This is a genomic window from Sphingopyxis granuli (genome assembly GCF_001559015.1).
Taxonomy (GTDB): domain Bacteria; phylum Pseudomonadota; class Alphaproteobacteria; order Sphingomonadales; family Sphingomonadaceae; genus Sphingopyxis; species Sphingopyxis granuli.
Genome location: NZ_CP012199.1, coordinates 2,027,816 through 2,050,471, shown reverse-complemented (window position 1 = coordinate 2,050,471; position 22,656 = coordinate 2,027,816). Strand labels below are relative to the sequence as shown.

At 62.7% G+C, this 22,656-nt stretch carries 27 protein-coding genes; 18 read left to right on the top strand and 9 right to left on the bottom strand.

What is annotated here, in order from left to right; all coding sequences use genetic code 11:
- Positions 1-9: 9 nt before the first annotated feature.
- Positions 10-1,191 carry a Fic family protein gene (locus SGRAN_RS09490; RefSeq protein WP_082737188.1) on the bottom strand — a complete coding sequence of 394 codons (1,182 nt, stop codon included), beginning with the start codon at positions 1,189-1,191 and terminating at the stop codon, positions 10-12.
- A gap of 333 nt (positions 1,192-1,524) precedes the next feature.
- Between SGRAN_RS09490 and SGRAN_RS22830 the strand changes: the two genes are divergently transcribed.
- The 3 genes from SGRAN_RS22830 (at position 1,525) to SGRAN_RS09475 (ending at position 4,981) form a co-directional block, all read left to right on the top strand.
- Entirely contained in the window at positions 1,525-1,932 is a 408-nt protein-coding gene (locus tag SGRAN_RS22830) for a hypothetical protein (protein ID WP_210434220.1), read from the top strand.
- A 410-nt stretch (positions 1,933-2,342) separates the two neighbouring features.
- Entirely contained in the window at positions 2,343-4,433 is a 2,091-nt protein-coding gene (locus SGRAN_RS09480) for a ParB/RepB/Spo0J family partition protein (protein WP_067182974.1), read from the top strand.
- Positions 4,434-4,564: 131 nt separating this feature from the next.
- Complete coding sequence (locus SGRAN_RS09475) at positions 4,565-4,981, top strand: hypothetical protein (RefSeq protein ID WP_067182973.1); 417 nt, start codon at positions 4,565-4,567, stop codon at positions 4,979-4,981.
- 17 nt (positions 4,982-4,998) lie between these two features.
- Here SGRAN_RS09475 and SGRAN_RS09470 read toward each other — a convergent pair whose 3' ends face one another.
- From SGRAN_RS09470 to SGRAN_RS09450, 5 genes are read right to left on the bottom strand one after another with little or no spacing between them, the layout of a single operon-like run.
- The gene (locus SGRAN_RS09470) at positions 4,999-5,424 is read right to left on the bottom strand and encodes a hypothetical protein (protein WP_197717559.1); all 426 of its coding nucleotides are present in this window, start codon (positions 5,422-5,424) and stop codon (positions 4,999-5,001) included.
- 50 nt (positions 5,425-5,474) lie between these two features.
- Positions 5,475-6,185, bottom strand: a complete 711-nt coding sequence (arsH, locus tag SGRAN_RS09465; RefSeq protein WP_067187005.1) for an arsenical resistance protein ArsH — start codon at positions 6,183-6,185, stop codon at positions 5,475-5,477.
- Between the two features lie 32 nt (positions 6,186-6,217).
- Positions 6,218-7,294 (bottom strand): ACR3 family arsenite efflux transporter, encoded by a 1,077-nt coding sequence (gene arsB, locus SGRAN_RS09460; RefSeq protein WP_067182968.1) that lies wholly within the window; start codon positions 7,292-7,294, stop codon positions 6,218-6,220.
- 7 nt (positions 7,295-7,301) lie between these two features.
- Complete coding sequence (arsC, locus tag SGRAN_RS09455) at positions 7,302-7,727, bottom strand: arsenate reductase (glutaredoxin) (RefSeq protein WP_067182966.1); 426 nt, start codon at positions 7,725-7,727, stop codon at positions 7,302-7,304.
- Positions 7,724-8,071, bottom strand: coding sequence for an ArsR/SmtB family transcription factor (locus tag SGRAN_RS09450; protein ID WP_067182964.1), 348 nt, complete (start codon positions 8,069-8,071; stop codon positions 7,724-7,726). Before SGRAN_RS09450 ends, arsC begins: the two co-directional genes overlap by 4 nt.
- Before the next feature lie 839 nt (positions 8,072-8,910).
- On the opposite strand from SGRAN_RS09450, the gene SGRAN_RS09445 reads away from it, so the two are divergent.
- The 13 genes from SGRAN_RS09445 to SGRAN_RS21695 all read left to right on the top strand — a co-directional run bounded on the left by SGRAN_RS09445 (position 8,911) and on the right by SGRAN_RS21695 (position 18,592).
- Positions 8,911-9,228, top strand: coding sequence for a DUF736 domain-containing protein (locus SGRAN_RS09445; RefSeq protein WP_067182961.1), 318 nt, complete (start codon positions 8,911-8,913; stop codon positions 9,226-9,228).
- 377 nt (positions 9,229-9,605) lie between these two features.
- Positions 9,606-10,448: a DUF932 domain-containing protein gene (locus tag SGRAN_RS09440; protein ID WP_067182960.1), complete on the top strand. Its 843-nt coding sequence runs from the start codon at positions 9,606-9,608 to the stop codon at positions 10,446-10,448.
- Between the two features lie 305 nt (positions 10,449-10,753).
- On the top strand, positions 10,754-10,957 hold the full coding sequence (locus tag SGRAN_RS09435) for a transcriptional regulator domain-containing protein (protein WP_067182957.1): 204 nt from the start codon (positions 10,754-10,756) through the stop codon (positions 10,955-10,957).
- Between the two features lie 55 nt (positions 10,958-11,012).
- Positions 11,013-11,537, top strand: coding sequence for a DUF2285 domain-containing protein (locus SGRAN_RS09430; RefSeq protein WP_237233998.1), 525 nt, complete (start codon positions 11,013-11,015; stop codon positions 11,535-11,537).
- A gap of 135 nt (positions 11,538-11,672) precedes the next feature.
- Positions 11,673-11,942, top strand: a complete 270-nt coding sequence (locus tag SGRAN_RS09425) for a helix-turn-helix transcriptional regulator (protein WP_067182956.1) — start codon at positions 11,673-11,675, stop codon at positions 11,940-11,942.
- On the top strand, positions 11,943-13,070 hold the full coding sequence (locus SGRAN_RS09420; protein WP_067182953.1) for a replication initiator protein A: 1,128 nt from the start codon (positions 11,943-11,945) through the stop codon (positions 13,068-13,070).
- Positions 13,067-13,585, top strand: coding sequence for a DUF2840 domain-containing protein (locus SGRAN_RS09415; RefSeq protein WP_067182951.1), 519 nt, complete (start codon positions 13,067-13,069; stop codon positions 13,583-13,585). The genes SGRAN_RS09420 and SGRAN_RS09415 overlap by 4 nt, the downstream gene beginning before the upstream one ends.
- Positions 13,582-14,127, top strand: a complete 546-nt coding sequence (traF, locus tag SGRAN_RS09410) for a conjugative transfer signal peptidase TraF (protein ID WP_067182948.1) — start codon at positions 13,582-13,584, stop codon at positions 14,125-14,127. Before SGRAN_RS09415 ends, traF begins: the two co-directional genes overlap by 4 nt.
- 67 nt (positions 14,128-14,194) lie before the next feature.
- Entirely contained in the window at positions 14,195-14,530 is a 336-nt protein-coding gene (locus tag SGRAN_RS09405; protein WP_067182945.1) for a DUF736 domain-containing protein, read from the top strand.
- A gap of 154 nt (positions 14,531-14,684) precedes the next feature.
- Positions 14,685-15,458, top strand: a complete 774-nt coding sequence (locus SGRAN_RS09400; protein ID WP_404950412.1) for a lytic transglycosylase domain-containing protein — start codon at positions 14,685-14,687, stop codon at positions 15,456-15,458.
- Positions 15,455-15,775, top strand: a complete 321-nt coding sequence (locus SGRAN_RS22205) for a hypothetical protein (protein WP_104754019.1) — start codon at positions 15,455-15,457, stop codon at positions 15,773-15,775. The genes SGRAN_RS09400 and SGRAN_RS22205 overlap by 4 nt, the downstream gene beginning before the upstream one ends.
- Positions 15,661-17,835: a relaxase/mobilization nuclease domain-containing protein gene (locus SGRAN_RS09395; RefSeq protein WP_404950411.1), complete on the top strand. Its 2,175-nt coding sequence runs from the start codon at positions 15,661-15,663 to the stop codon at positions 17,833-17,835. The genes SGRAN_RS22205 and SGRAN_RS09395 overlap by 115 nt, the downstream gene beginning before the upstream one ends.
- Positions 17,836-17,971: 136 nt before the next feature.
- Complete coding sequence (locus tag SGRAN_RS21695; RefSeq protein ID WP_082737186.1) at positions 17,972-18,592, top strand: pentapeptide repeat-containing protein; 621 nt, start codon at positions 17,972-17,974, stop codon at positions 18,590-18,592.
- Between the two features lie 33 nt (positions 18,593-18,625).
- Here SGRAN_RS21695 and SGRAN_RS21690 read toward each other — a convergent pair whose 3' ends face one another.
- Positions 18,626-19,549: a zinc-binding dehydrogenase gene (locus SGRAN_RS21690; protein ID WP_082737185.1), complete on the bottom strand. Its 924-nt coding sequence runs from the start codon at positions 19,547-19,549 to the stop codon at positions 18,626-18,628.
- A 157-nt stretch (positions 19,550-19,706) separates the two neighbouring features.
- Here SGRAN_RS21690 and SGRAN_RS09385 point away from each other — a divergent pair, with 157 nt between their 5' ends.
- Entirely contained in the window at positions 19,707-20,024 is a 318-nt protein-coding gene (locus tag SGRAN_RS09385) for a winged helix-turn-helix transcriptional regulator (protein WP_237233997.1), read from the top strand.
- Positions 20,025-20,057: 33 nt separating this feature from the next.
- Here SGRAN_RS09385 and SGRAN_RS21685 read toward each other — a convergent pair whose 3' ends face one another.
- Positions 20,058-20,849 (bottom strand): inositol monophosphatase family protein, encoded by a 792-nt coding sequence (locus tag SGRAN_RS21685; RefSeq protein WP_164477464.1) that lies wholly within the window; start codon positions 20,847-20,849, stop codon positions 20,058-20,060.
- Positions 20,850-20,947: 98 nt separating this feature from the next.
- On the opposite strand from SGRAN_RS21685, the gene SGRAN_RS21680 reads away from it, so the two are divergent.
- On the top strand, positions 20,948-21,727 hold the full coding sequence (locus SGRAN_RS21680; RefSeq protein WP_082737183.1) for a helix-turn-helix transcriptional regulator: 780 nt from the start codon (positions 20,948-20,950) through the stop codon (positions 21,725-21,727).
- Here the strand turns inward: SGRAN_RS21680 and SGRAN_RS09375 are convergent.
- Positions 21,724-22,617: a LysR family transcriptional regulator gene (locus SGRAN_RS09375; protein ID WP_067182931.1), complete on the bottom strand. Its 894-nt coding sequence runs from the start codon at positions 22,615-22,617 to the stop codon at positions 21,724-21,726. The genes SGRAN_RS21680 and SGRAN_RS09375 overlap by 4 nt on opposite strands.
- Positions 22,618-22,656: the final 39 nt, after the last annotated feature.

Sequence of the window (22,656 nt, the reverse complement as noted above, 5' to 3'; positions counted from 1 at the left end):
ACTCCCCCTTCAGGCCATGGTGGGGAGCGGGTCGGTTCCCTCGCTCAAAATGGCGAGATATCGCCGGTAACTGAACACGCGGCCCCGTTTGCGCCCGGTGATTTCCTCAACGATGCCGAACCGTTCCAGATCGGCGAGTGCCGCATTTACGGTCGGAGCAGAAAGCCCTGTTTGTTGGACGAGCTGGTTGGCTGTCAGGAACGGGTTCTGCTGAAACAGATCGTGGATACGCAATGCGGAGCCTGCCCGGTCGCTCTCAGCCGTGATCCGCTCGCGGTCTTCCTTGAACAGATCGACAATACGGGTAGCGGCCTCGAACGCCTGATTGGCCGTATCCGCAACGCCGGTGAGGAAGAAATCGAGCCAGGCTTCCCATGCCCCGTGCTCGCGCACCTCCTGAAGCAGTCGATAATAGTCGGCGCGATGAGTTTTCAAGTAGAGGCTCAAATAGAGCAGCGGCTTGCGCAGCACGCCGTTGACGCACAGGTACAACGTCACCAGCAAGCGGCCGATCCTGCCGTTGCCGTCCAGAAAAGGGTGGATGGTCTCGAATTGGACATGCAGCAGCCCGGCCTTGATGAGGGCGGGCAAACGCGAACCATCCTCGTGCATGAATCGCTCAAGCGCATCGAGACAACCATCCATCTCGGTCGGCGGCGGCGGCACGAAAAGTGCGTTGCCTGGACGTGAGCCACCGATCCAGTTCTGAGACCGCCGAAACTCGCCGGGATTTTTCGTGCCGCCGCGCCCGCTCTGTAGCAGCCGTTGGTGCATCTCGCGGATCAGACGGAGCGACAGCGGCAGGTCTTCCAGACGCTCCAGCCCATACATCATCGCATCGACGTAGTTCGAGACTTCGCGGATATCGTCGATCGGCTGGCCAGCCTGCGCCTCGGTTTCGAAGCGGAGCAAGTCCGAAAGGGTCGATTGCGTTCCTTCTATCTGGGACGAAAGGACGGCTTCCTTCCGCACGTACATATAGAGGAACAGTTCCTGGCGTGGCAGCAGCATGGTGATGCCGTCCAAGCGTCCCAAAGCCCGCTCCGCCAAACTCAGCTTTTCTAGCAGAGCGAGGACATCAATCGACGGTTCCGGTGGCAGTGAGGGGGGCACGAAGGCGCGCACTATTTCGCCCGCAACAGGAGTCTCTACAAAGCGGCCTAGCCGGTGGTTGGAAGCTGATTCGGGCATGCCCCATTATGCGGGTGCCGCGTTATTTAAGCAATTGGCGCTTGGCTTAAATAGCGGTTGAGCTAAGGTAAGCGCTCTTAAATAATCGGCGGCACCATCATGGGCGGGTACACCCAACGGGTTCGTGACAGTATTCTTCCGCTTTCATCGGCGGGAACCTTGCCGGCTGCGTTTGATGAGTGGTCCTTCACCGACAACACGGTCGATCACGAGTAACCCATCGAGACCTGTGAACTCTGCGGCCAGCAAGACCTTCGCTATCACTTCGAGATCGCCAATCACTATACCGATGCGACGCTTTGGGTCGGCTCCCACTGCATCCTTCAATTCGATGTGGCGGTCATCGAGAAAGGCCAGCGCCTATCTCCAACCGAGGCAAAGAGCCACCTCGCCAAGCTGACCCAGCAGATGCAGTTGGAATCCTATATCCGCACGCTTGAGCGGCTTGCCGCGAAAGAGAGCAATCCGATCCTGTCTGGCGCTCTGGACTACTATCGGAAGAACAAGAAGCTTACGCCGAAATACGCCGCAGTCGTGTTCTGGAAGCTTCAGGCCTTCAACATCGACCATCATCCGTCGTTCTTCCAGATCGAACTTCGTCGTGCCCAGCATATCGATGATCTGAGACAGATGCCGACCGCACGCATCCACCGTTTCTGGAGTGCATTGACGACCGCCCAGCGTCGCAAGGCGGTTGAACTTGGTCATACTCCCCCGAAAGACAGGATCGTCACCGATTGAACCATCGTCATCGCGCCCCGCCTGCAAGCTGCAGGCGGGGCGCTTTCGCATGGTCGCACCGTCACAAAATCAGATGGAGATCAGGATGGAGGTGTTCGGGACCAATCGGCCTTCACATCCTGATCCGGTCCTTTCGCCCGGCCGCCGCTCCGCTCCGGCCGGGCCGGTTGCTTGGGGGCTCTGCCCCCTGGCGCGGCGCAAGGGATCGCCGGCGCTCGACCGGGACGGTCTTCCCAGCCTTCCGCGCGGATGCGTGTTTCCCACTCTCGCCATGGCTTCGATCCGCTTGTGCAGGCCGGGTGATCCCCCTCCGTCCCGGTCGCCCTTGCACCTTGCACCCCCCGGTCTCGCCGACGGGCAGGGTTGCAGCGCAGCGCTGCGCTTCAACCCAAGCCCATAGGAGAAAGACCATGACCACGACCGAAACCAACACCCCGACCGACGAACACGGCGCGACCGTCTTCATCCCGCTCAACAAGCTCAAGAAGCACCCGAAGAATGCCCGCAAGACCCCGCACAGCGAGGCGTCTATCGAGGCGAAGGCGGCGAGCATTGCCGCCAAGGGCATCCTGCAAAATCTGGTGGTGGAGCCGGAAGCGGACGCAGAGGGTGCGCCGACCGGCTTCTACCTCGTCAGCATCGGGGAAGGCCGCAGGCTGGCGCAGATGCTGCGCGTGAAGCGCAAGGAGATCAAGAAGACCGAGCCGATCCGCTGCGTCATCGACACGGCGAATGACGCCGCGGAAATCAGCCTCGACGAGAACGTGACCCGCGAGGACCTGCACCCTGCCGACCAGTTCGAGCGCTTCCGCGAGCTTTCGGAGGATCGGGGATGGGGCGCGGAGGAAATCGCCGCCCGGTTCGGCGTGACCGCCCATGTGGTGAAGCAGCGGATGCGGCTCGGCGCGGTCAGCCCCAAGCTGTTGCAGGTCTATCGCGACGGCGAACTGACCTTGGACCAGTTGATGGCCTTCGCCATCACCGACGATCACGCTCGACAGGAACACGTCTATGAGAATCTGTCCTACAACCGCGATCCCTCCATCATCCGGCGCGACCTAACCAAGATGAACGTCGCGGCGACGGATCGCCGCGCGGTCTTCGTCGGCGCGCAAACCTATGCCGAGGCAGGCGGCAACATCATCCGCGACCTGTTCACCGAGGATCGCGGCGGCTTCTTTGAAGACCCCACGTTGCTGGACCGGCTGGCCGTCGAGAAGCTGGAACGGATCGCCGCCGAGGTGCGGGAGACCGAAGGCTGGAAGTGGACCGCCGGCTATCTCGATTTCCCTCATGCGCATGGGATGCGCCGCGTCTATCCGCATTCCGTGGAGCTTTCGGAGGAAGACGCCGCCGCCTACGACGCCGCGCAGGACGAGCTTGAGCGCCTGAATGCGGAATGGGAGGATGCCGATATTGACCTCCCGCCCGAGGTGGATGCGCGGTTCGCGGAGCTCGAAGCCGAGATCGAGCGGATCGACGCCAAGCGCCATGCCTATGATCCCGACGAGATCGCGCGCGGCGGCGCGTTCGTCGTCGTCGGCCCTAGCGGCGATGTTCGGATCGAGCGCGGCTTCATTCGCGCCGAGGACGAGGCACCGGAGCCGGAAGCGAAAACCGCAGAGGATGGCGAAACCATCATTGACGGGGTGCGGGTCAACGGTGACGGCGAAATCCTCGACGGTGACGGCGAAGGCGATGACCTCTCCGAAGCCGAAGCCGAGCCGGAAGAAGAAGCCGGGGATGCGGGCAAGCCGCTGCCCGATTCCCTCATTCGCGACCTGACAGCACACCGCACCCTTGGCCTGCGCCTCGCCCTTGGCGAGCAGCCGGATATGGCCTTGATCGCCGTCATCCACACGCTGGCTGCGCAGACCTTCTATCGAGGCGGCAGCACGGCCCATTGCCTCGAAATCAGCCCGACGAGCAATTACCTCCCCGCCCACGCGGACGGCATCGAGGATACGGCGGCGGCGAAAATGCTGAACGACCGCCATGCCGGATGGGCGACGGACATGCCGCGCGATGTGGCCGACCTTTGGAGCTTCGTCGCCGGTCTCGACCATGCGAGCCTCATGGCCTTGCTCGCGCATTGCGCCTCGCTGACCGTCAATGCGGTGAAACTGCCGTGGGAAACCAGCAAGCGCCGCGCCCATGAAACGGCGGACAAGCTGGCGACGGCGGTGACGCTCGACATGACGGCGCACTGGACGCCGACCGTGCGGAGCTACTTCGGGCGCATCACCAAGGCCCATATCCTTGCCGCTGTTCGTGAAGCCCTTGGCGACGAGGCAGCGGAGCGGATCGCGGACAAGAAGAAGGTGGCGATGGCCGAAGCCGCCGAGCAGCTTCTGGCCGGGACCGGCTGGCTTCCGCCCGTGCTGCGCACCGCGCGTCCCGCTTGGCTCGACCGGCAGGCCGAGACCTTCGCCCTCGCACCCGTCGAGCCTGTCCTCTCGCAGGAAGCCCATGATGACCATTTCGCCATCGCAGCGGAATGAAGAAGGCAGGCCGGGGGCGCGCAAGGGGCCCCGGCTTTCTTTCCATCCGAAAAAATCGCGGGCCGCGCCGTCGCGCGGCCCGATCACCTCGACCGTCGCCACGGTCGCAACCACCATGAAGGAGGAGAACCATGGTTGCCGTCATGCTGATGAGCGTCGTGTTGATCGCCGGGCTTTGCGTCCTGGCCTATACGCTCGCCACCTACGCCTTGCCCTTCATGCTCGGCGTCACCGCCGCGCAGTTCGCCTATCACACCGGCGCGGGATTCATCGGCGCGGGCCTTGTCGGTTTTGTCGCCGCCGTCGCCGCCTTCGGCGTGCTGGCGCTGTTGTTCGACACGCTGCGCTCACCGATCCTGCGCCTGATCGTGGCGCTGGTCTTCGCCGCGCCCGCCGCCGTCGCGGGCTATGCGCTCGTCCACGGCGTCACCAAGGAAGCCGTGCCGTCTGAAATCTGGCGGCAAATCTTCTGCATCATCGGCGGCGCGTTCGTCGGCGTCTCGGCGCTGTTGCGGCTGGCGGGATCGGCCAACGCGCCAAGCGCCTAGACTAGATCGAGTGGCGATCAGGTTCCCGAGAGCACTTCCACGAAGGAGCCGTCCGCCGTCTCGATAGCAGGCGCGAAATCGCCGTGCTGCGTCGATTCAAAAATGATGAGGACCGCGATACGACCGTCCTCGTAGTAGCTTTCGTCGGCGACCTCCACTTGCGAGGGATGAAGGTGCCGCCAGATGCCATCGGCATCCGACCCTAGATCGTCAGGGAGAAGTTCACTTTCCTCATGCACGTCGACCATTTCCTTGGTCGCCACTTTTCTGATCGCGACGGCATCCGCAATGACGCGGGACATCGCAGCAATCTGCGCGTCCGAGGGGCCGTCGCGTGTAGCGCGCACGATCACTTGAAACGAACCGCCGAATGGCTCCAGTTCGACCATTCCCTCCCAATAGCCGCTGCCATATTGCAACGTCCCGAATGTCGGATAGGTCATAGTGTGTCGCTTGAAGACGCTCATGTCAGACCTATATCACCTTTTCGGCATCAGCCTCGGCCGATAGCGATTGAGGAAAGATCGGTCGCGGGATTCACGATGATCTCGGCTTGTTTCCGCTCCGAGTAGCGGTCCACGAGCTGCGCCGTGTGCGGGCGCAGCAGCACCGTGAAGCGCACCAGCTCCTCCATCACGTCGACGATGCGATCATAGTAGCTCGACGGTTTCATTCGGCCTGCCGCATCAAACTCCTGAAACGCCTTCGCCACGCTCGACTGATTGGGGATGGTGAACATCCGCATCCAGCGGCCGAGCAGGCGCAGCGTGTTGACCGCGTTGAACGATTGCGATCCGCCTGAGACCTGCATCACCGCGAGCGTGCGCCCTTGTGTCGGACGCATTCCCTTCATCTCCAATGGCAGATGATCGATCTGCGCCTTCATGATGCCCGTGATCTGGCCGTGGCGTTCCGGGCTGCACCAGACCATCCCTTCCGACCACAGGGCATGTTCGCGCAATTCGTGGATGGCGGGATGATCGTCTCCCTTCACCTGATCGGGCAGCGGCAGATCGGACGGATCGAAGATGCGCGTCTCGGCTCCGAAGAACTGGAGCAGCCGCGCCGCTTCCTCAACGGCGAGGCGCGAGAAGGAACGGTCGCGCAGAGAACCATAGAGCAGCAGAATGCGCGGCGGCGGGCTATCCGCACCAAGCCCGAGGGCTGGCCGCTCGTGGATATGACGGCAGTCGAGCGCCGGCATATGATCCGGCTCGGCAAGGTCTCGCAGGCGCGTCACGCACTCATTCCCTTCTCATACCAACCGCGCGAGCGCTTCACGATCGTCACGACAGACAACATCACCGGCACCTCAACCAGCACACCGACCACAGTGGCGAGCGCGGCACCCGACTTGAGGCCGAACAGGCTGATGGCCGCAGCTACCGCCAGCTCGAAGAAATTCGACGCGCCGATCAGCGCGGCCGGAGCCGCCACGCACCATGCCACGCCGAGGCGGCGGCTCAGCCAATAGGCCAGCCCCGCGTTGAAATAGACCTGGATCAGAATGGGGACGGCCAGCAGGGCGATCACCGGCGGCTGCGCCACGATGGCCTCGCCCTGAAAACCGAACAGCAGCACCAGCGTCGCCAGCAGCGCGGCGAGCGAGATCGGGCCGAGCCGGGCCAGCAGCGCGTCGAGCGCAGCCTGTCCACCCCTCGCCAAGACGCGGCTCCGCACGAGTTGCGCGACGATCACCGGCACGACGATGTAGAGGCCGACCGAGATCAGCAGCGTGTCCCAAGGCACCGTCACCGAGGCGACACCGAGCAGCAGCCCGACCAGCGGCGCGAACAGGAACACCATGAGCACGTCGTTCAACGCGACCTGGCTCAAGGTATAGGTCGGATCGCCGTCGCAGAGGTTCGACCAGACGAACACCATCGCCGTGCAGGGCGCGGCGGCGAGCAGGATCAGCCCGGCGATATAGGACGAGCCCTGTCCGTCCGGCAGCAGCGGCGCGAACAGCCAGCCGATGAACAGCGTGCCGAGCAGCGCCATCGAGAAAGGTTTGACCGCCCAATTGATGAACAGCGTGACGCCGACGCCGCGCCAATGCTGCCGCACCGATCCTAATGCGCCGAAATCGATCTTGAGCAGCATCGGCACGATCATCAGCCAGATCAGCACCGCCACCACGAGGTTGACGCGGGCGATCTCGGCCGAGGCGATGGCGCTGAACAGGCCCGGTAGCAGATGGCCAAGCGCGATGCCCGCCACGATGCAGAGCGCCACCCACAGGGTCAGGTAGCGCTCGAAAAAGCCGATGCCGGGGCGTGGCGGCGCGGTCGCCGCGAGAGGAGCCGTGGACATGGAAACCTCAGACGATCCGGTTGCCATGTTCGTCCACAACCCGTTCGCCGTCCTCCTTCGCGAACGCGCCGCGCTGGGGCGATGACAGGAGGTCCAGCACGGCCTCCGATGGGCGGCAGAGCTTCACGCCGAGCGGCGAGACGACCAGCGGCCGGTTGATGAGGATCGGGTGCGCCATCATCGCGTCGATCAGCACGTCGTCGGGCAGAGCCTCGTCGCCCAAACCCAGTTCCGTATGGGGCGTTCCCTTTTCGCGGAGCAGATCGCGCGGTTTCATGCCCGCCCGGTCGATGAGCTGGACGAGCAGCGCGCGGGCCGGCGGCGTCTTGAGATATTCGATGACATGCGGCTCGATCCCGGCATTGCGGATCATCCCCAACGTGTTGCGCGAGGTGCCGCAATCGGGATTGTGGTAGATGATGATGTCGGTCATGGGCGCGGTCCTTCGCAGCAAGGCATCAGTTCCTCGACAATCGGCGCGCACAGTTCGGGCCGACCCGCACAGCAATCCTTGACGAGATAGAGGGTGAGCGCGCGAAGCGTGCCGAGCTCCGCGCGATAGATGATGGAACGGCTATGCCGCTCTGATGTGACCAGCTTCGCCCGTGTCAGGATCGAGAGATGCGACGACAGGGTGTTTTGCGGCACATCGAGCAAACGGGCGATCTCCCCCGCCGGCAGGCCGTCAGGTTCGTGCCGTACCAGCAGACGGAACGTGTCGAGCCGCGTCGGCTGCGCCAGAGCGCTCATAGCGAGAATGGTCGATTCTGAATCCATATATCGAGAATAATGGATATATTGAGATGCGTCCAGATCGACAGATCAGAACAGACGGAAATTTTTGGCGTTGCCCTTCGGGCCGCGCTCTCGGCTGCGCCGGAACCACGCCTATGGCGCGTTTCCGCCATTCGGCTTCGATCACTAATGCGACAGAGGCGGCGGCGATCATTTCGCCGAAAGCCCCGCAAGCACGAGGCGGTCGAGGGGCTGGCCTTAGTCGCCATCATGCCGAGACCGGCGAGTTGGGGAGCATGACGCCCGGAATCGATCCGCTGACAGGGCAACGCCGGGATGCTCGGATCGCCCGCTTGGTCGGGATCAGGCGCGGCATCATGCGGGTGGACTTTCGGCAGCGACGTGCAGGGTCAGCGCAGTGAGGGTGCCGAAACAGGCCATGGGTTCGGAATCACTCCCGAAAAGGCCGGGTCCGGGCCATGACGGCGAGGATCAGACGACGGCGCAACGCCCAGCAAGGCCCGCGTCGATTCCGTTCTCGAGCGTCGAGGCGCAGGGACGGCCGCCATTGCCGTATTCCCCCGACTTCCTGAAACGGGCGCTCCATCCGCGATCTCGATTGGCATGGGTCTGACCGAGGACCGGCTTCGCCTCGCTCGTCTCCCGCAACGTCCGTCACCAACTTTTTTCCGCCGCCTTCGGCTTTGCATCGCGAAGCAAAAAAGCCGTCGCCGGCCGCCTTCCACTTCGTTCCAGCCCTGAGCCCACCCCATCGCGCAAGCGCGACGTGGACCCCGAGCGGGTGCGGGCCGATCGTCCTCGGTCTCACGACCCCCATCGAGGTCGCAATGGAGCGGCCCGACAGGAAAAGGAATACAACAATGGCGACCATCGGCACCTTCACCAAGAACGAAAACGGCGCGGGCTTCACCGGCGCGGTCAAGACCCTGACCCTCAACGTCAAGGCCAAGTTCGTCCCCTCCGAGGGCGAAAGCGAGCGCGGCCCCGACTTCCGCATTTTCGCCGGCGCGACCGAGTTCGGCGCAGCCTGGAAGAAGACCGCCCGCGATACGCAGCGCGAATACCTCTCCGTCAAGCTGGACGATCCGAGCTTCCCGGCCCCGATCTACGCCAGCCTGGTCGAAGCCGAGGATGGCAGCGGTCACAACCTCATCTGGTCCCGCCGCAACGGCGACTGAGACCGGCCCTCCAGAAGCCCCGCCAAGCGCGGGGTTTCTCTATGCTCATGTCCGCCGCCTTCAGAACAAGGAATCGGGATGCAGGGCCTTCAGGCTTTGCGCTCGCGCGCATCCCGATCGGATCTCGTCCCCGGCGTCCGCTCCGCTCTCGCCGGGCAGGTTGCTTGGGGGTCTCCCCCCGGCGCGGCGCAAGGGATCGCTGGCGCTCGACCGGGGCGGTCTCCCCGGCCTTCCTCCACGTCGTTCCGCCGTTCCGTGCAGGCCGGGTGATCCCCCTCCGCCCCGGTCGCCCTTGCACCTTGCACCCCCCGGTCTCGCCGACGGGCAGGGTTGGAGCGCAGCGCTGCGCTCCAACCCAAGCCCATAGGAGAAAGACCATGTATCATCAGCTTGCCACCCGGTTCGGCCGCAACAGCCATCAGATCAGCGGGCGCGAGCCTCTGGATAATGAGGCGCTTTATCGGCACGTCCCTTCGATCTTCGCCAGCGAAGCCCATGACAGCCGTTCCGAGCGTTACGTCTATGTCCCCACCATCGACATCGTGGAGGGCCTGCGCCGGGAAGGATGGTTCCCGTTCTTCGCCGTGCAGTCGGTTCCGCGCGACGGTTCGCGCCACGGCCACGCCAAGCACATGCTGCGCCTGCGCCGGGATGGCGGCATCGGCAAGCCGGAGGCGGCGGAAGTCATCATCGTCAACAGCCATGACGGGACCAGCGCTTACCAGATGTTCGCGGGGATGCTGCGTTTCGTATGCACCAACAGCATGATTGCAGGCGAGCGGTTCGAGGAAATCCGCGTTCCCCACAAGGGCGGCATTCAGGAGCAGATCATCGAGGGGGTCTATACCGTCGCGGAGGATTTCCCGCGCCTTATCGACGCCACCGAGACCATGAAAGAAACACTGCTTTCGCGGGACGAGCAGCGGGTTTTGGCCGAAGCCAGCCTTGTCGCCCGCTATGGCGAGGAGGAAAGCCCGGTTCAGCCGGATCAGATCATCATGCCACGCCGCCATGAGGATGCGGGGCAAAGCGTCTGGAGCACGTTCAATGTCATTCAGGAGCATTTGACCAAGGGCGGCTTGCGCGGACGACGCCAGACGTCGGATGGCCGTATCCGCCGCACGCAAACCCGCGCCATCAACGGCATCGATCAGAATGTCGGCCTCAATCGCGCGCTCTGGACGCTGGCCGAGGGGATGCAGCGCTTGAAGGGGAATTGACCCCGAGCGCGACAGGGCCGCCGCCCCGGCGGCCCTACCTCTTCCCGCAATCAAAGAGGCGGAAATAATCGCGCCGATCCGGCCTTGCGGATCGGCGGTGCGGCCATGCCCGAGATCATGGCCGCGCTCGCCGGGCTGCGCCCGGCTCGCAAAACAACAGCTTTCATCTTAAGAATAGAGTAACCACACCCGGTCGGCAGAGCCGCACCAGGTTTCGTGCTTCACTAACTTCAACCACTTAGACTTGCATCGGACACTCTTTGCTCGGGTTTCACAGTAGATCGCCCGCGTAAAGAGGTAACGCCATGCTGAACATCGACTGGCGTTCAGCGGCAGCGTACAGGCATACCAAGAGTATTGCTGCCGCCGGTTTCGCCTGGGAATATCTTCGCCGCGATGCGGATTACCATCGCGATTATCGGGCCATCAGCCGTGACCGGAAGCCGAGCACCGATGTGCTGGAGGCGTTCACACGGCGCTGGGGGTTGCGATTTCCCGAGCGACCCTGAAACCTCCGCAGACGAACAGGCACTCTTCTGGAGTCCTGGCGTCCGGCCGCAGGCCGTGAAGCTGCTGCCTGTCGAGCATCACGACGGCGACACCGAGCCGATAGTAACGCTCGCCCATCTCGACGGCCTCGACCTGCGCCACGCCGCTGATGGCTGGCACGGCATCTGGCAGGTCGATGGGGTGACACATCAGTTCTGGCTTCCCGACGCCGTGCCCGATGCCCCCGCATTCTATGCCTCGATCCTGCCGATGGACGATTTTCATGACTTGCGCGCGCATGCCTCCCAGCGACTCCGGCGTTCCTTCCGCGGCGACCGGCCGGGCCGCGACTTTCGAGCGATGCCGACACAGCTTCGGCAGCTCCACATCCTCGCGCTGCGCGCCCTCGACGCGAAGCTCCATGGCGAGAGCTATCGCGCCATCGCCGAAGTGCTGCTCGGATTCGAGGGCACGAAGGAGGATTGGGAGGTCGATTCCCGAAAGAACAAGGTGCGCCGCCTTGTCGCCAACGGCATCGCCATGATGCGCGGCGGCTATCGTCTTCTTCTCCACTATCCGATCAAGTCCCCGCGCAAATAACCAGCCGCATCAGGGGTGCCGTCAGCGCGTATGCGCAAATTCGGCACGCTACCCGCCGCCGATGCCTCGCCATGGTTCGCCACAGCCCGCCGCCACGAAGGCCGCGCGCATCAACGACGAACCAGAGGTGATCCCATGGCCAACCCCTTGGCAGGCCTGCCGCCACGACTCTTGCGCACGCAGGAAGCCGCCCGCTTCCTCGGCATTTCCATCCGCACCCTTGAGAAGCACCGGACCTACGGAACCGGCCCGACCTATCGCAAGATCGGCGGCCGCGTCCTCTACACCGTCCACGATCTCGAATCCTGGTCGGAGATCGGCACCCGCAAATCCACCCGCGAGACGACGGCCGGCACGGTTTTCCCCGCGCGTCCCCTGACGCCGGAAGAGCGGGGCAAGTGCTGAATGCTGCGCGACGACGATCATAGCCCCGCGCAGCCGACCGATGCGAGCGAGCGCAGCCACCTCAACCCCTTCGTGGTCGCGACTGGCGATGCCACCCCGCGCGACCAGCGCGACCTGATGGAGCGGCCCTTCTTCTCTCTGGCGAAGACGCCGCGCACAAAACCCATTCTCTACAAGGCCGCCGATGTCGAGGTGCAGGTGCTCGCCATGCCCGAACACGGCATGGCGACCATCTGGGATGCCGATGTGCTGATATGGGCCGCCTCGCAGATCGTGGCGGCCGAGAACGACGGCCTGCGTACCTCGCGTTTCTTCCGCTTCACGCCCTATCACCTGCTGCGCGCTATCGGGCGGCCGACCGGCAACCGCCAATATGTGCTGCTGAAGGCCGCGCTCGCGCGCCTGCAATCTACCGTCATCGCCACGACGATCCGTAACGGCCCACATTGGCGGCGTCGGCAATTCTCGTGGATCAACGAGTGGGAGGAAATGACGACGCGCACGGGCCGCGTCGAGGGCATGGAATTCGTCCTGCCCGAATGGTTCTACAACAGCGTCGTCGACCGCTCGCTCGTCCTCACCATCGACCCCGCCTATTTCCGGCTGACCGGGGGCATAGAACGCTGGCTCTATCGCGTCGCCCGCAAGCACGCCGGCCACCAGCGCCACGGCTGGCTGTTCGAGGTCGCGCACCTTCATGTGAAGTCCGGCAGTCTCGCCCGCGTCTCCGACTTCGCGCTCGACCTGCGCCGTATCGCCGCCCGCCAGCCGCTTCCCGGCTATCGCCTTGAGATCGAGCGGGAGCACGGCCGCGAGCTGCTGCGCATACGCCCCGAAACCTTGTCCACAGTGCCTGTTGAAAAGGATGTGAATACCATCGGCACATCAGGCGCACGGGGTATCGGCACATCGGGCGCAGCTCTATCGGCACATCAGGCGCAAGGACCGCAGCTAAGCCTATGGCCTGAAAAGCAGAATCCGACTGCTAACTTAGAGTCTAACAGAGAATCTAACTCTTCTTCTTTGACGCACGCGCACGCGAGGCGTGGTGCCGGTGCCGCTCGTTCCATCGCCGACGTGCTGCGCGACATGCTTGCCGCCGATGACCGCCATGGAGGCCGGTCATGAGCGACAGGGCTTCCCACCGCGCGCATGGCCGTCCGCTGACGGACGGGCCAGCGCCGTTCACCACACTGGCCGAACTGACCTTCGAGAAACGCAAGGTCGAGCACTGGATCAGGTTCGGGCGCAAGAGCTATGAACAGATCCTCGATCGTCGCCGCAGCGTCGTCGGCTTCGCGCCCGACAGCATCTTCGCCTTCGTCCGCTGGGCGGCGGGCGAGCATGGCACGATCGTCTCGCGCATCGACATCGTGCGCGCCATCCGCCGCGGCGAGACGTTCCAGACGCTGCCCTTCGTCCGGCCTGGTGGCGACATCCTCTTGCGGATCGACGGCTGGCCCAAGGTCCAGCGTGCGCTTGCCGCGATCGACGCGGTGGAAGCGCTCCGCCTCGATCCGGCCGACGCTTCGCCCGATCACTGGCGGCACGTCCATAACCGGCTTTCCGCCGGACTGGAGCCGAGCGCCTACACGCCCGAGCGCCATGCTGCGTGGATCGGCCGCCGGAGGATCGACCCATGAGCCGCCGCCGCATCCTCGCGGTGACGTTGCTCGCCGTCATAGGTATCGCCGCCACCAGCGCAGCCGATATGCCGACAAAACTCCTCTGGAACGCCACGGCGAGCGCGCCGGTCGGCTTCTACACCATCGAGCCGGCCAACCGGATCGAAGTGCCGGAGCTGGTCGCCGTCAGGCCGCCGGAACCGCTCGCCGGCTTCATGATAGAGCGCGGCTATGTCGGGCGCGGCGTGCCGCTCTTGAAGCGCGTCGTCGGTCTCCCCGGCCAACGGGTTTGCCGCACCGGCCGCGCCATCACGGTCGATGGCGTCGAGATGGGCGATGCGCTCGACCGTGACCGGATCGGCCGCGCTCTGCCGGTCTGGCAGGGCTGCCGCGTCATCGCCGACGGCCAGCTCTTCCTCATGAATTGGGATGTCTCCGACAGCCTCGACGGCCGCTACTTCGGACCGATCCCCGCAAGTTCCGTGATCGGCCGCGCGCTGCCGCTCTGGACCGACGAGGACGGCGACGGCCGCTTCGTCTGGCGCGCGCCGATCCACTGACCGCTTCCCCATCGACGGAAGCGGTGTCCGCCGATGGCTTTCCCAACACCACCGCATGGAGACAATCATGCCGCAAATCGGTCAATTCACGCGCGAAGGGTCCGGCTTCACCGGGCACGTTCATACCCTCACGCTATACCGCGAACTCACCATTGTTCCCGCCGATCCTTCGGACTCGGAGAACGTGCCGGACTATCGCGTCCATCACGGAGCCGACGACGGCCCGGAGATCGGCGCGGCGTGGAAACGCACCGGCGAGAAGGCCGGCGAATATCTGTCGGTGCTGCTCGACGATCCCGGCTTGCCGCAGCCGATCCGCGCGAACCTGTTCCGCGACGACGATGCGGGATCGTTATGGTCGCTGCACTGGACGCGCCCGAAACCGCGCGAAGAGCGGGACTGAAGTCATGCGGTCCTCTGTCATCATCGCGCTCAAAGCCCTCATTCCTTTGTTCGCGGGAAAGCCGTCGCATTCCTTCGTCCCGCTCGACCACAAGTCGGCCGGCGCGCGCAGCGAAGGTCAAGGGCGGCCACCGGCCGGCGCTTCGCGCGCACCCTTGACCGCAGCGAGCACGCTGGCAGGCTGGTGGTTCGGCGGAGAAAGGCAAGCACGGCGCTATGCCGTTATCCTGATCGCTGGCGCGCTCGCGCTCGGTGCAGGGCCGGCGACGACCTTGGCGCAGTCCGCGCCCGTTACGCGCACGGTCGCAGCCGATCCGCATAGCGGCCACATCGCCGAGGCGTCGCAGCGCTTCGGTATTCCCGAGCACTGGATTCGCGCTGTGCTGCGCGCCGAGAGCGCGGGCGACGTGCGCGCGATCTCGGCGGCGGGTGCGATCGGGCTGATGCAGGTCATGCCCGATACCTGGGCGGGCCTGCGCGCTCGCTATCGGCTCGGCCGCGATCCCTACGATCCGCGCGACAACATCCTCGCAGGCACCGCTTATCTGCGCGAGATGTGGGACCGCTACGGCAATGTCGCGGCGATGCTCGCCGCCTACAATGCCGGTCCCGGCCGCTATGACGAGCACCGCGCGACAGGCCGTCCGCTGCCCGCCGAGACCCGCGCCTATGTCGCCGGGCTCGCCCCGGTGCTCGGCGGCGCGGTCGCGGCCGAGACACCGGAGAAACAATCCGCGCCGCCACCCGACTGGCGCGATGCGCCGCTCTTCGTCATGCGTCCGGGCGACAGGCACAGCGCCGATCCGGCGCAGACTATCGGCACATCAGGCGACGCCCGCTCGACCGTTCCGGTGCGTGAGCGTCGCGATGCGGAGCCGCGTGACGGCAGCATGTTCGTCGCGCGCGCCGACGATGGGAGAACGCCATGAGGATGGCGCTCCCGCGCCCGCTTGCGCTGGTTCCGGTGTGCAGTCAGGCAGGGTCGCGCCTGGCTGCATTCCCGGTTCTCAGGACAGGAAGGGAAGAAAGGGCGGAGGGCAAGATAAAGGAAACCGGCACCATGGGGCGGCGGTTTCTGGGTAAGCCCTTGTCTGCACACTGTTTTGGGGCGGCGCTGGTGGCACCTTGTTTATGGAGCCCGCGTGCCGCGTCTCGGCGCAAAGCCTTGGCTTTGCAGGGTTTCGACCGGCACCATGGCCCGAAATCGAGCGGTTTTCCGCATTTCGGGCCGGAGGCGCACTATTGAGCGCCGACGACGAATTCCGCTTCCGCCCGAAGGCCGGCCGCATCCGCGCCGACACGCCCAAGGCGGGCAAGGCCAAGAGCTTTCTGACGCAGGCGAAGAAGCTCGCCCGCCAGCAGAGCAACAGCCCGTCGCGGTCATCGTCGTCATCGTCGCCGCGCTCCAGACCGGCGGCGACCACGAAGGGCGGCAAGGCCACACGCTCCGCCAAGGGGCCGGGCCTCAAGCGCGGACGCGGTGCGGCCTTCGTCCGCGCCCGAACCTTGTCGGGTGGATGGAAGCACAGCACGCCCGGTCAGCGCCGTGTCGTCGTCAAAACCCGCTACGTTCAGGGCGCGGGCAAGAACGGAAAATCCGCCGCCCATCTGCGTTACATCCAGCGCGACGGCACCTCGCGCGACGGCGAGCGCGGCCAGCTCTATTCCGCCACCGAGGACCGCGCCGACGGGACCACCTTCGTCGAGCGCGGCGCGGACGATCGCCACCAGTTCCGCTTCATCGTCTCGCCCGAGGATGGCGCGGACCTTTCCGACCTCACGGCCTATACGCGCGACCTCATGAGCCAGGTCGAAACCGATCTCGGCACCCGGCTCGATTGGGTTGCGGTCAATCACCACAATACCGGCCATCCGCATATCCATGTCATCGTGCGCGGCACGGACGAGCTGGGCGAAAACCTCGTCATCAATGGCGACTATCTCGCCAACGGCATCCGCGAGCGGGCGAGCGAGCTGACCACGCTGGAGCTTGGTCCCGTCACCGAGATCGAGCAGAGCCGCAAGCTCTCGGCCGAAGTCGATCAGGATCGCTTCACCCGCATCGACCGCGCCATGACTGAGGAAGCCGAGGACCGCTTCCTCGACCTGCGCCACGAGCCGACCGATCATCGCCGTCAGTTCGACCGCACGCTCCGGCTTCGCCGTCTCGCCAAGCTGGAAAAGATGGGGCTCGCCACCGAGCACGCGCCGGGCGTCTGGGAACTCGGCGAGCGGATGGAGCCGGCGCTACGCGACCTGGGCGAGCGCGGCGACATCATTCGCACCATGCACAAGGCGCTGAAGGCCGACGGGCTGGAGCGCGACCCCATGACCTTCCAGATTCACGACGCTGCGCCGGAAGTCCCGATCACCGGCCGCGTCGTCGACAAATATCTGACCGACGAGCTGGGCGAGAACCTGACCGTCGTGGTCGACGGCATCGACGGCCGCACGCATCATGTCGCCGGCATCGACCCGGCCCGCGTCGCCGACGCCCGGATCGGCAGCGTCGTCGAGATCGGCCCGCCCGACACCGCGAGCCGTCCGTCCGACCGCACCATCGCGACGATCGCCGAAGGCGGCATCTATCGGCCGAGCCGGCATCTCGAACGGGCGAAGTTCGAGGGCCGCGTGCCGGGCGGCGACTATGACGGCTATGTCGATGCCCATGTGCGCCGGCTGGAAGCCCTGCGCCGCGCCGGCATCGCCGAGCGGATCGACGCTGACCAGTGGCGCATCCCCGAGGATTTCGAGAGCCGCGCCGCCGCCTATGACGCGGGCCGCAACCGGCAGGCCAATATCCGCATCCTCTCGGCCGCCCGGCTCGAACAACAGATCGGCGCGGACGGTGCGACCTGGCTCGACCGGCGGCTGGTGACGCCCGACGCTTCCGACCTTGCGCACATCGGCTTCGGCCAGCAGGTCCGCGACGCGATGGACCGGCGCCGCGAGCATCACATCGACCGGGGCGACGCGGCCCACCAGCCCGACGGCGGCATAGTCTATCGGCGCAACCTTCTCGCCACGCTGCGCGAACGCGAGATTGCCCGCGTCGGCGGCGAGTTGGCCGCGACCAAGGGCCTGCCGTTCCGCGCCGCCGCCGATGGCGAAACCGTCACTGGCAAGTTCACCGGAACCGTCCAACTAACGAGCGGCAAGTTCGCCCTGGTCGAGCAGAGCCACGAGTTCACAATGGTCCCGTGGCGTTCCGTCATCGACCGACAGCTTGGCCGTGAGGTCAGCGGCGTCGTTCGGGGCGGATCGGTGTCGTGGCAGTTGGGGCGGCAACGGGGATTGGGTTTATGATGGTTTGTTGGCACGCTCGCTTCCTATGAACGCTCTATGGTGCACATGTCTTTAATGCAATGCACTATCCGCCGCTTCCCATTAGTTTCAATGCACCCTATCACAGCGCAAGAGTCACATTGTAAACGGTACCCCAATGGCAGAGCGGAAATATGGCGAGGCAGCGCCAAGAACTACCAACACTATCTCTGGCGCTGACTGGTATGGACAGGAGTTGAACCGTCGACAATACCAAAGTACGTTGTTTGTTGATCTTGATCTTACAGATGCGAAGAATGTTGGAACGATCTTTAATGAATGCACGTTTCGCCGGGCACGATTCAGTTCATCAACTCATCACAGCGCTGCTTTTCTAAATTGCACTTTTATTTCTTGCAGCTTCTTCGATAGCAAATTTACTGAATGTAAACTTATGGGAAGCATGTTCGACGGGTGCCAGCTCGACGGAATGCAAGTGGTTGATGGAGATTGGTCTTTTGTCGGTCTCCCTGGAGCCGATCTGCGAAGGACATCCTTCAAAGGAACGAGGTTGCGAGAAGCAGACTTGACAGGAGCGCGTTGTCAGGGTGGATCAATCTGCGATGTCGATCTGTCTGGTGCGTGGCTACATAGCGCGGACTTTTCGCGTTGTGATCTACGAGGGAGTGATTTGAGCGCAATTGAGCCGGAAAATGTCCGGCTCAAGGACGCTATAATCACCATTGACCAGACAATAGTGATTGCCGAAGCTCTGGGGTTCGACGTACGTAGAAAATAACGCGGTACAATGCCTGGTCTGCAGTATTCATTATCAGTTCTTGACTATCAAAACTGACTTTCCCGCCACTGCTCCCAGTTTGATTGCATTTAATATCTCAGAGGTCTGGCTCCAGCTGGCTTCTCTGGAAACATCGATAGTTAGAACGTTTTTGGTCACGAGATCGACAAGATGGCTAAGGTCTAAGTAATCATCCCCGCCAACTTCATTATAGACGAAGTGCTTTATGGTGAAACTCGAGCGATCAGGGAAGAAGCTGAAAAAGTCGATACTGGCTGCCTGTCCACTGGCGGCACCGAACCACATAACCAAGCCCTTGTGTGACAGTTTCAGGAGGGCCTGAGTTAAAGTATCTCCACCAATCGATTCGAGAATTACGTCAAACGGTTCTGATACATCATCGAGCGAATGGATGACTCTGGCCCCGCGTGCCTCAATGCTGTCTGTCTTCTCGATGGGTCGAGCCAGAGCTGTTACTGTTGCGCCGATATTCAACGCGAGTTGGACAGCCAAATGACCTACGCCGCCCGTTGCCCCGGTGATTAAGACACGATGCCCTCGACGAATGCCGGCCTCTCTTACCAAGCGCAAGGCAACCAGGCCAGCTAAGGGGAGTGCCGCCGCTACGGGATTGCTGATTTCAGCGGGGAGCGTGACCGCCTGCCGCGCGTGTGCGACTGCAAATTCCGCGCCGCCACCGCCATGGGGCGCATGAACCATGACCCTGTCCCCTCGTGCGGGGCCTGTCCCATCGCGCGCCGGTTCAGTAACGCGTCCAACGAAGTCGATCCCAACGCGCCACTGCGAGCCAGGTGCGGCGAGCCACAGGAAGTCGGGCCGATTAAGTGAGAATGCCTCCACCTCTACCAGAATTTCGTGTTCAGATGGTGAGGGCACAGCCACCTCTCCCATTTCTACTAAACGGTCAATGTTTCCAGTCGCGATCAATGCACGCATGTTGGTCTCCTTTGGTTATATCACTTTCTGTAAGAGAGCATGTTTCTGATGGAAAGAAGGCACTTCACGGTGCTATTGTTTCTTTATGGATACCAAGCGAACAGTCAGAAATACGGCCACCGTCGACGACAGCAAGGATCGGGCTCTTACGCGAGAGATGATCGATCGGATCGGCGATAAATGGACCTTGCTCATCATTGCGGCCCTCGGCGAGAGGGACCACATGCGGTTCACCGAATTGCGTGATGGAATCGTGGGAATTAGTCAGAAGATGCTCACCAAGACGTTGCGACAGTTGGAACGAGACGGCTTACTCAACCGTAAGGTTTATCCAGTGGTCCCACCGCGGGTCGAGTATCGGTTAACCCCGCTCGGTCATAGTCTGTTGGCCTTGGTAAGCGGCATCTGCTCGTGGGTAAGCGCGCATCTTCCTGAAATAGAAGATGCGCGACAAGCGTTCGATTCCGGGGAGTAATGTCGCCGCCCGCATCTTCTGGCGCCAACAGATTTAGCCAATGCCCCAAAGAAGTTTTGATATCGGGCCTGCCAGGGCGGGAGCCGCAGCCAGAACTTCCGTGTCGCCGAATGCCAATTCCGATGGTACAGAATTTGCCACGTAGGCGCCGGCCTCGCGTGCCAGAAGTGCGCCGGCGAGCCAATCGTTCACATCGCCGTCAAGTGACCAATAGGCGTCAAGACGCCCGGCAGCAACATAGGCTAGTTGCAGAGACGACGAGGCCATGATCCGCAAAGAGAAAACTTCCGGGACAATTTTCGTGATCGAAGCGATTGTCGCATCTGTCGCTTCCTTTCCGTCGAACGCAAAAGACGGCATCGTGGTGGAAACAACGGCACCATCCAGCGCTGTTCTATTCGAGGCTGAAAGCCGCCGCTCTCCCGAGAATGCGCCTGCGCCAGCTGTCGCAGTAAACATTTCTCCAGCGGCTGGATCGTAAACGAGCGCAGCGATCGTGCGGCCATTCTCAACCAGTGCGAGCGATGAGGACCACAGCGGAAGCCCCTGGAGAAAATGATATGCGCCGTCTATGGGATCATAGACCCAGTTGAAACCTTCGGTTGCGTGCTCGCTCCCTCCTTCTTCTCTTTCACTATGCGCCCAGCGAACAAGCGGATAGGCATGGGCGAGTGCCGATTCCAGTGAGTGGCGTGCCCAGTGATTCGCGTCTTGCACACGCTCGATCATCCCACGAGCATCGCTCGTGCATCCTCCGGCACGGGAGGCGAGTTGATCCGTGATACCTCGCAAACAACTGCCGCAATAATCCATGTCCAAGCGCATGGGTTTTCCTTTCTTTATTGATGGCGCCGGACAACTACTTGCTTGAGGCCGCAACAGCATGATACTGCGATTTGGGCAATAAATACGCATATCGGGCCATGGAATCGGACGCTTCACGCCTCATTCAAGGCAGTCTCTTTGCGCTGCGCGAACAATCTCATGCATCTGGCATATCGATGCCGCAGCACCGGCATCCCGAAGGCCAGCTATATGCCGTTGCGCGCGGGTTGATTGTAGTTTCGACCGACCGAGGAAAATGGATGATGTCCCCTGGCCAGATAGGCTGGATTCCCCCGGATATAAGCCATGGTGCCTGCATCCATGGTGCAATGTCGGGCTGGACTGGATACTTGCATCCTACACTGTGTGGCAGCTTGCCCAGTCAGCCGGCGGTATTCAAGCAGACCACGTTATCGAAAGCTGTCTTCGGCAAATTTCTCCGAAGCGAGGTTCCTGCTGTTCACGGGGACCGCGAACAGCGGCTGATTGGGGTTTTAATTGATGAGATCGCGACATTAGTGCCGGAGCCGATGTATTTGCCGATGCCTACGACAGAAAAGCTTGCGGCAATCGGCCAGGAAATTGCGGCTACCCTATCGACAAAACGATCACTTGATGAAATCGCGCGGGCAGTTGGAATGTCGCGGCGGGCGTTGACGCGCCAGTTTCGAGCGGAAACGGGACTGTCGATCATTGAATGGCGTGATGCCGCTAGGATTCAGCGCGGGATGGAAATGCTAATAGCAGGAAGGACTGTCACCGAAACTGCTTTTGCCTTGGGCTATGACGGTGCGAGCAGGTTTATAACGTCCTTCAAACGAGCATTCGGTTCAACGCCAAAACAGTTCGTAATGAGCACCCAGCAATCGTCATTTTAGCTATTCACATAAACTTTTAGCCCATCGGCAAGACTATCAAAGACAAGGCGACATTGGGGAACAGTCTTCTGATCCTCGTGCATACATAGCCACATACCCACCTTGGGGGCGAACACTTCAGGAAGGATCGGCGTAAGACCTTCCCGTCGGGCAAGAGGGCCATGACAAACGCCGATTCCGCACCCTGCGCGAATTGCAGCAAACTGCCCGGTATCGCTATCAGTGCGGAAGGAGAAATGGTCCCGGGTCATGAGCTTGCCTTCAAGCTGGAATGTCCGGGTGTAGGGCACAGGCGTATCGAAACTGACAATAGCGTGACTATCAATTAAGTCCTCTACGGTTCTGGGGGACCGCCTCCGCAAGAGATACTTCGGGGCAGCAAAGAGGCCCAGATCCACTTCTCCTATTCGCTTGGCCAAGAGAGCATCCTGTTGAGGCGGTGACATGCGAATTGCGATATCGGCGTCTCGCCGTAACAAGTCTTGCAATCGATTGGTCACGAGCAACTCCACGACGATTCCTGGATGACGACATTGTAAGTCCGAAATTATCGGGGCAATGACTTCTGCCGCAATGATCTCGCTCGCCGTGATCCTGATCGTGCCAACGTCGTCTCCCGGCAAACCAGACGCAGCACGCAACAATGCGTTCGCAGCCGCAGCAACCGCTTCGGCCTTCGGTCGAAGGGCTTCCGCAGCGCTTGTCGGGATGAGACCATCTGGAGAGCGAGTAAATAGCCGATGGCCTAGCGCGTCTTCCAACGCAGCAATGTGGCGACCGAGAGTGGGCTGGCTCATGCCGAGGAGTCGCCCCGCTGCCGAAAGCGAACCCTCTCGCAAGACAGCAAGGAACGAACGGTAAAGGGACCAGTCAGGTGGTGAGATTGTCATTCAAAAATGAATAGCATCTCTACAGGGACATGCAATTTA

Bases quoted from the DNA above. Each gene is read 5' to 3' on its own strand.
- SGRAN_RS21690 (WP_082737185.1), bottom strand. From the start codon at position 19,549: ATGCGTGCATTGATCGCGACTGGAAACATTGACCGTTTAGTAGAAATG.
- SGRAN_RS09395 (WP_404950411.1), top strand. From the start codon at position 15,661: ATGGAGCCCGCGTGCCGCGTCTCGGCGCAAAGCCTTGGCTTTGCAGGG.
- SGRAN_RS09490 (WP_082737188.1), bottom strand. From the start codon at position 1,191: ATGCCCGAATCAGCTTCCAACCACCGGCTAGGCCGCTTTGTAGAGACT.
- SGRAN_RS09405 (WP_067182945.1), top strand. From the start codon at position 14,195: ATGCCGCAAATCGGTCAATTCACGCGCGAAGGGTCCGGCTTCACCGGG.
- SGRAN_RS09445 (WP_067182961.1), top strand. From the start codon at position 8,911: ATGGCGACCATCGGCACCTTCACCAAGAACGAAAACGGCGCGGGCTTC.
- arsC (WP_067182966.1), bottom strand. From the start codon at position 7,727: ATGACCGACATCATCATCTACCACAATCCCGATTGCGGCACCTCGCGC.
- SGRAN_RS09375 (WP_067182931.1), bottom strand. From the start codon at position 22,617: ATGACAATCTCACCACCTGACTGGTCCCTTTACCGTTCGTTCCTTGCT.
- SGRAN_RS09475 (WP_067182973.1), top strand. From the start codon at position 4,565: ATGGTTGCCGTCATGCTGATGAGCGTCGTGTTGATCGCCGGGCTTTGC.
- arsH (WP_067187005.1), bottom strand. From the start codon at position 6,185: ATGCCGGCGCTCGACTGCCGTCATATCCACGAGCGGCCAGCCCTCGGG.
- SGRAN_RS09425 (WP_067182956.1), top strand. From the start codon at position 11,673: ATGGCCAACCCCTTGGCAGGCCTGCCGCCACGACTCTTGCGCACGCAG.
- SGRAN_RS09385 (WP_237233997.1), top strand. From the start codon at position 19,707: ATGATCGATCGGATCGGCGATAAATGGACCTTGCTCATCATTGCGGCC.
- arsB (WP_067182968.1), bottom strand. From the start codon at position 7,294: ATGTCCACGGCTCCTCTCGCGGCGACCGCGCCGCCACGCCCCGGCATC.
- SGRAN_RS09420 (WP_067182953.1), top strand. From the start codon at position 11,943: ATGCTGCGCGACGACGATCATAGCCCCGCGCAGCCGACCGATGCGAGC.
- SGRAN_RS09440 (WP_067182960.1), top strand. From the start codon at position 9,606: ATGTATCATCAGCTTGCCACCCGGTTCGGCCGCAACAGCCATCAGATC.
- SGRAN_RS09435 (WP_067182957.1), top strand. From the start codon at position 10,754: ATGCTGAACATCGACTGGCGTTCAGCGGCAGCGTACAGGCATACCAAG.
- SGRAN_RS21695 (WP_082737186.1), top strand. From the start codon at position 17,972: ATGGCAGAGCGGAAATATGGCGAGGCAGCGCCAAGAACTACCAACACT.
- traF (WP_067182948.1), top strand. From the start codon at position 13,582: ATGAGCCGCCGCCGCATCCTCGCGGTGACGTTGCTCGCCGTCATAGGT.
- SGRAN_RS22205 (WP_104754019.1), top strand. From the start codon at position 15,455: ATGAGGATGGCGCTCCCGCGCCCGCTTGCGCTGGTTCCGGTGTGCAGT.
- SGRAN_RS09450 (WP_067182964.1), bottom strand. From the start codon at position 8,071: ATGGATTCAGAATCGACCATTCTCGCTATGAGCGCTCTGGCGCAGCCG.
- SGRAN_RS09480 (WP_067182974.1), top strand. From the start codon at position 2,343: ATGACCACGACCGAAACCAACACCCCGACCGACGAACACGGCGCGACC.
- SGRAN_RS21680 (WP_082737183.1), top strand. From the start codon at position 20,948: ATGGAATCGGACGCTTCACGCCTCATTCAAGGCAGTCTCTTTGCGCTG.
- SGRAN_RS09470 (WP_197717559.1), bottom strand. From the start codon at position 5,424: ATGACCTATCCGACATTCGGGACGTTGCAATATGGCAGCGGCTATTGG.
- SGRAN_RS09415 (WP_067182951.1), top strand. From the start codon at position 13,067: ATGAGCGACAGGGCTTCCCACCGCGCGCATGGCCGTCCGCTGACGGAC.
- SGRAN_RS21685 (WP_164477464.1), bottom strand. From the start codon at position 20,849: ATGCGCTTGGACATGGATTATTGCGGCAGTTGTTTGCGAGGTATCACG.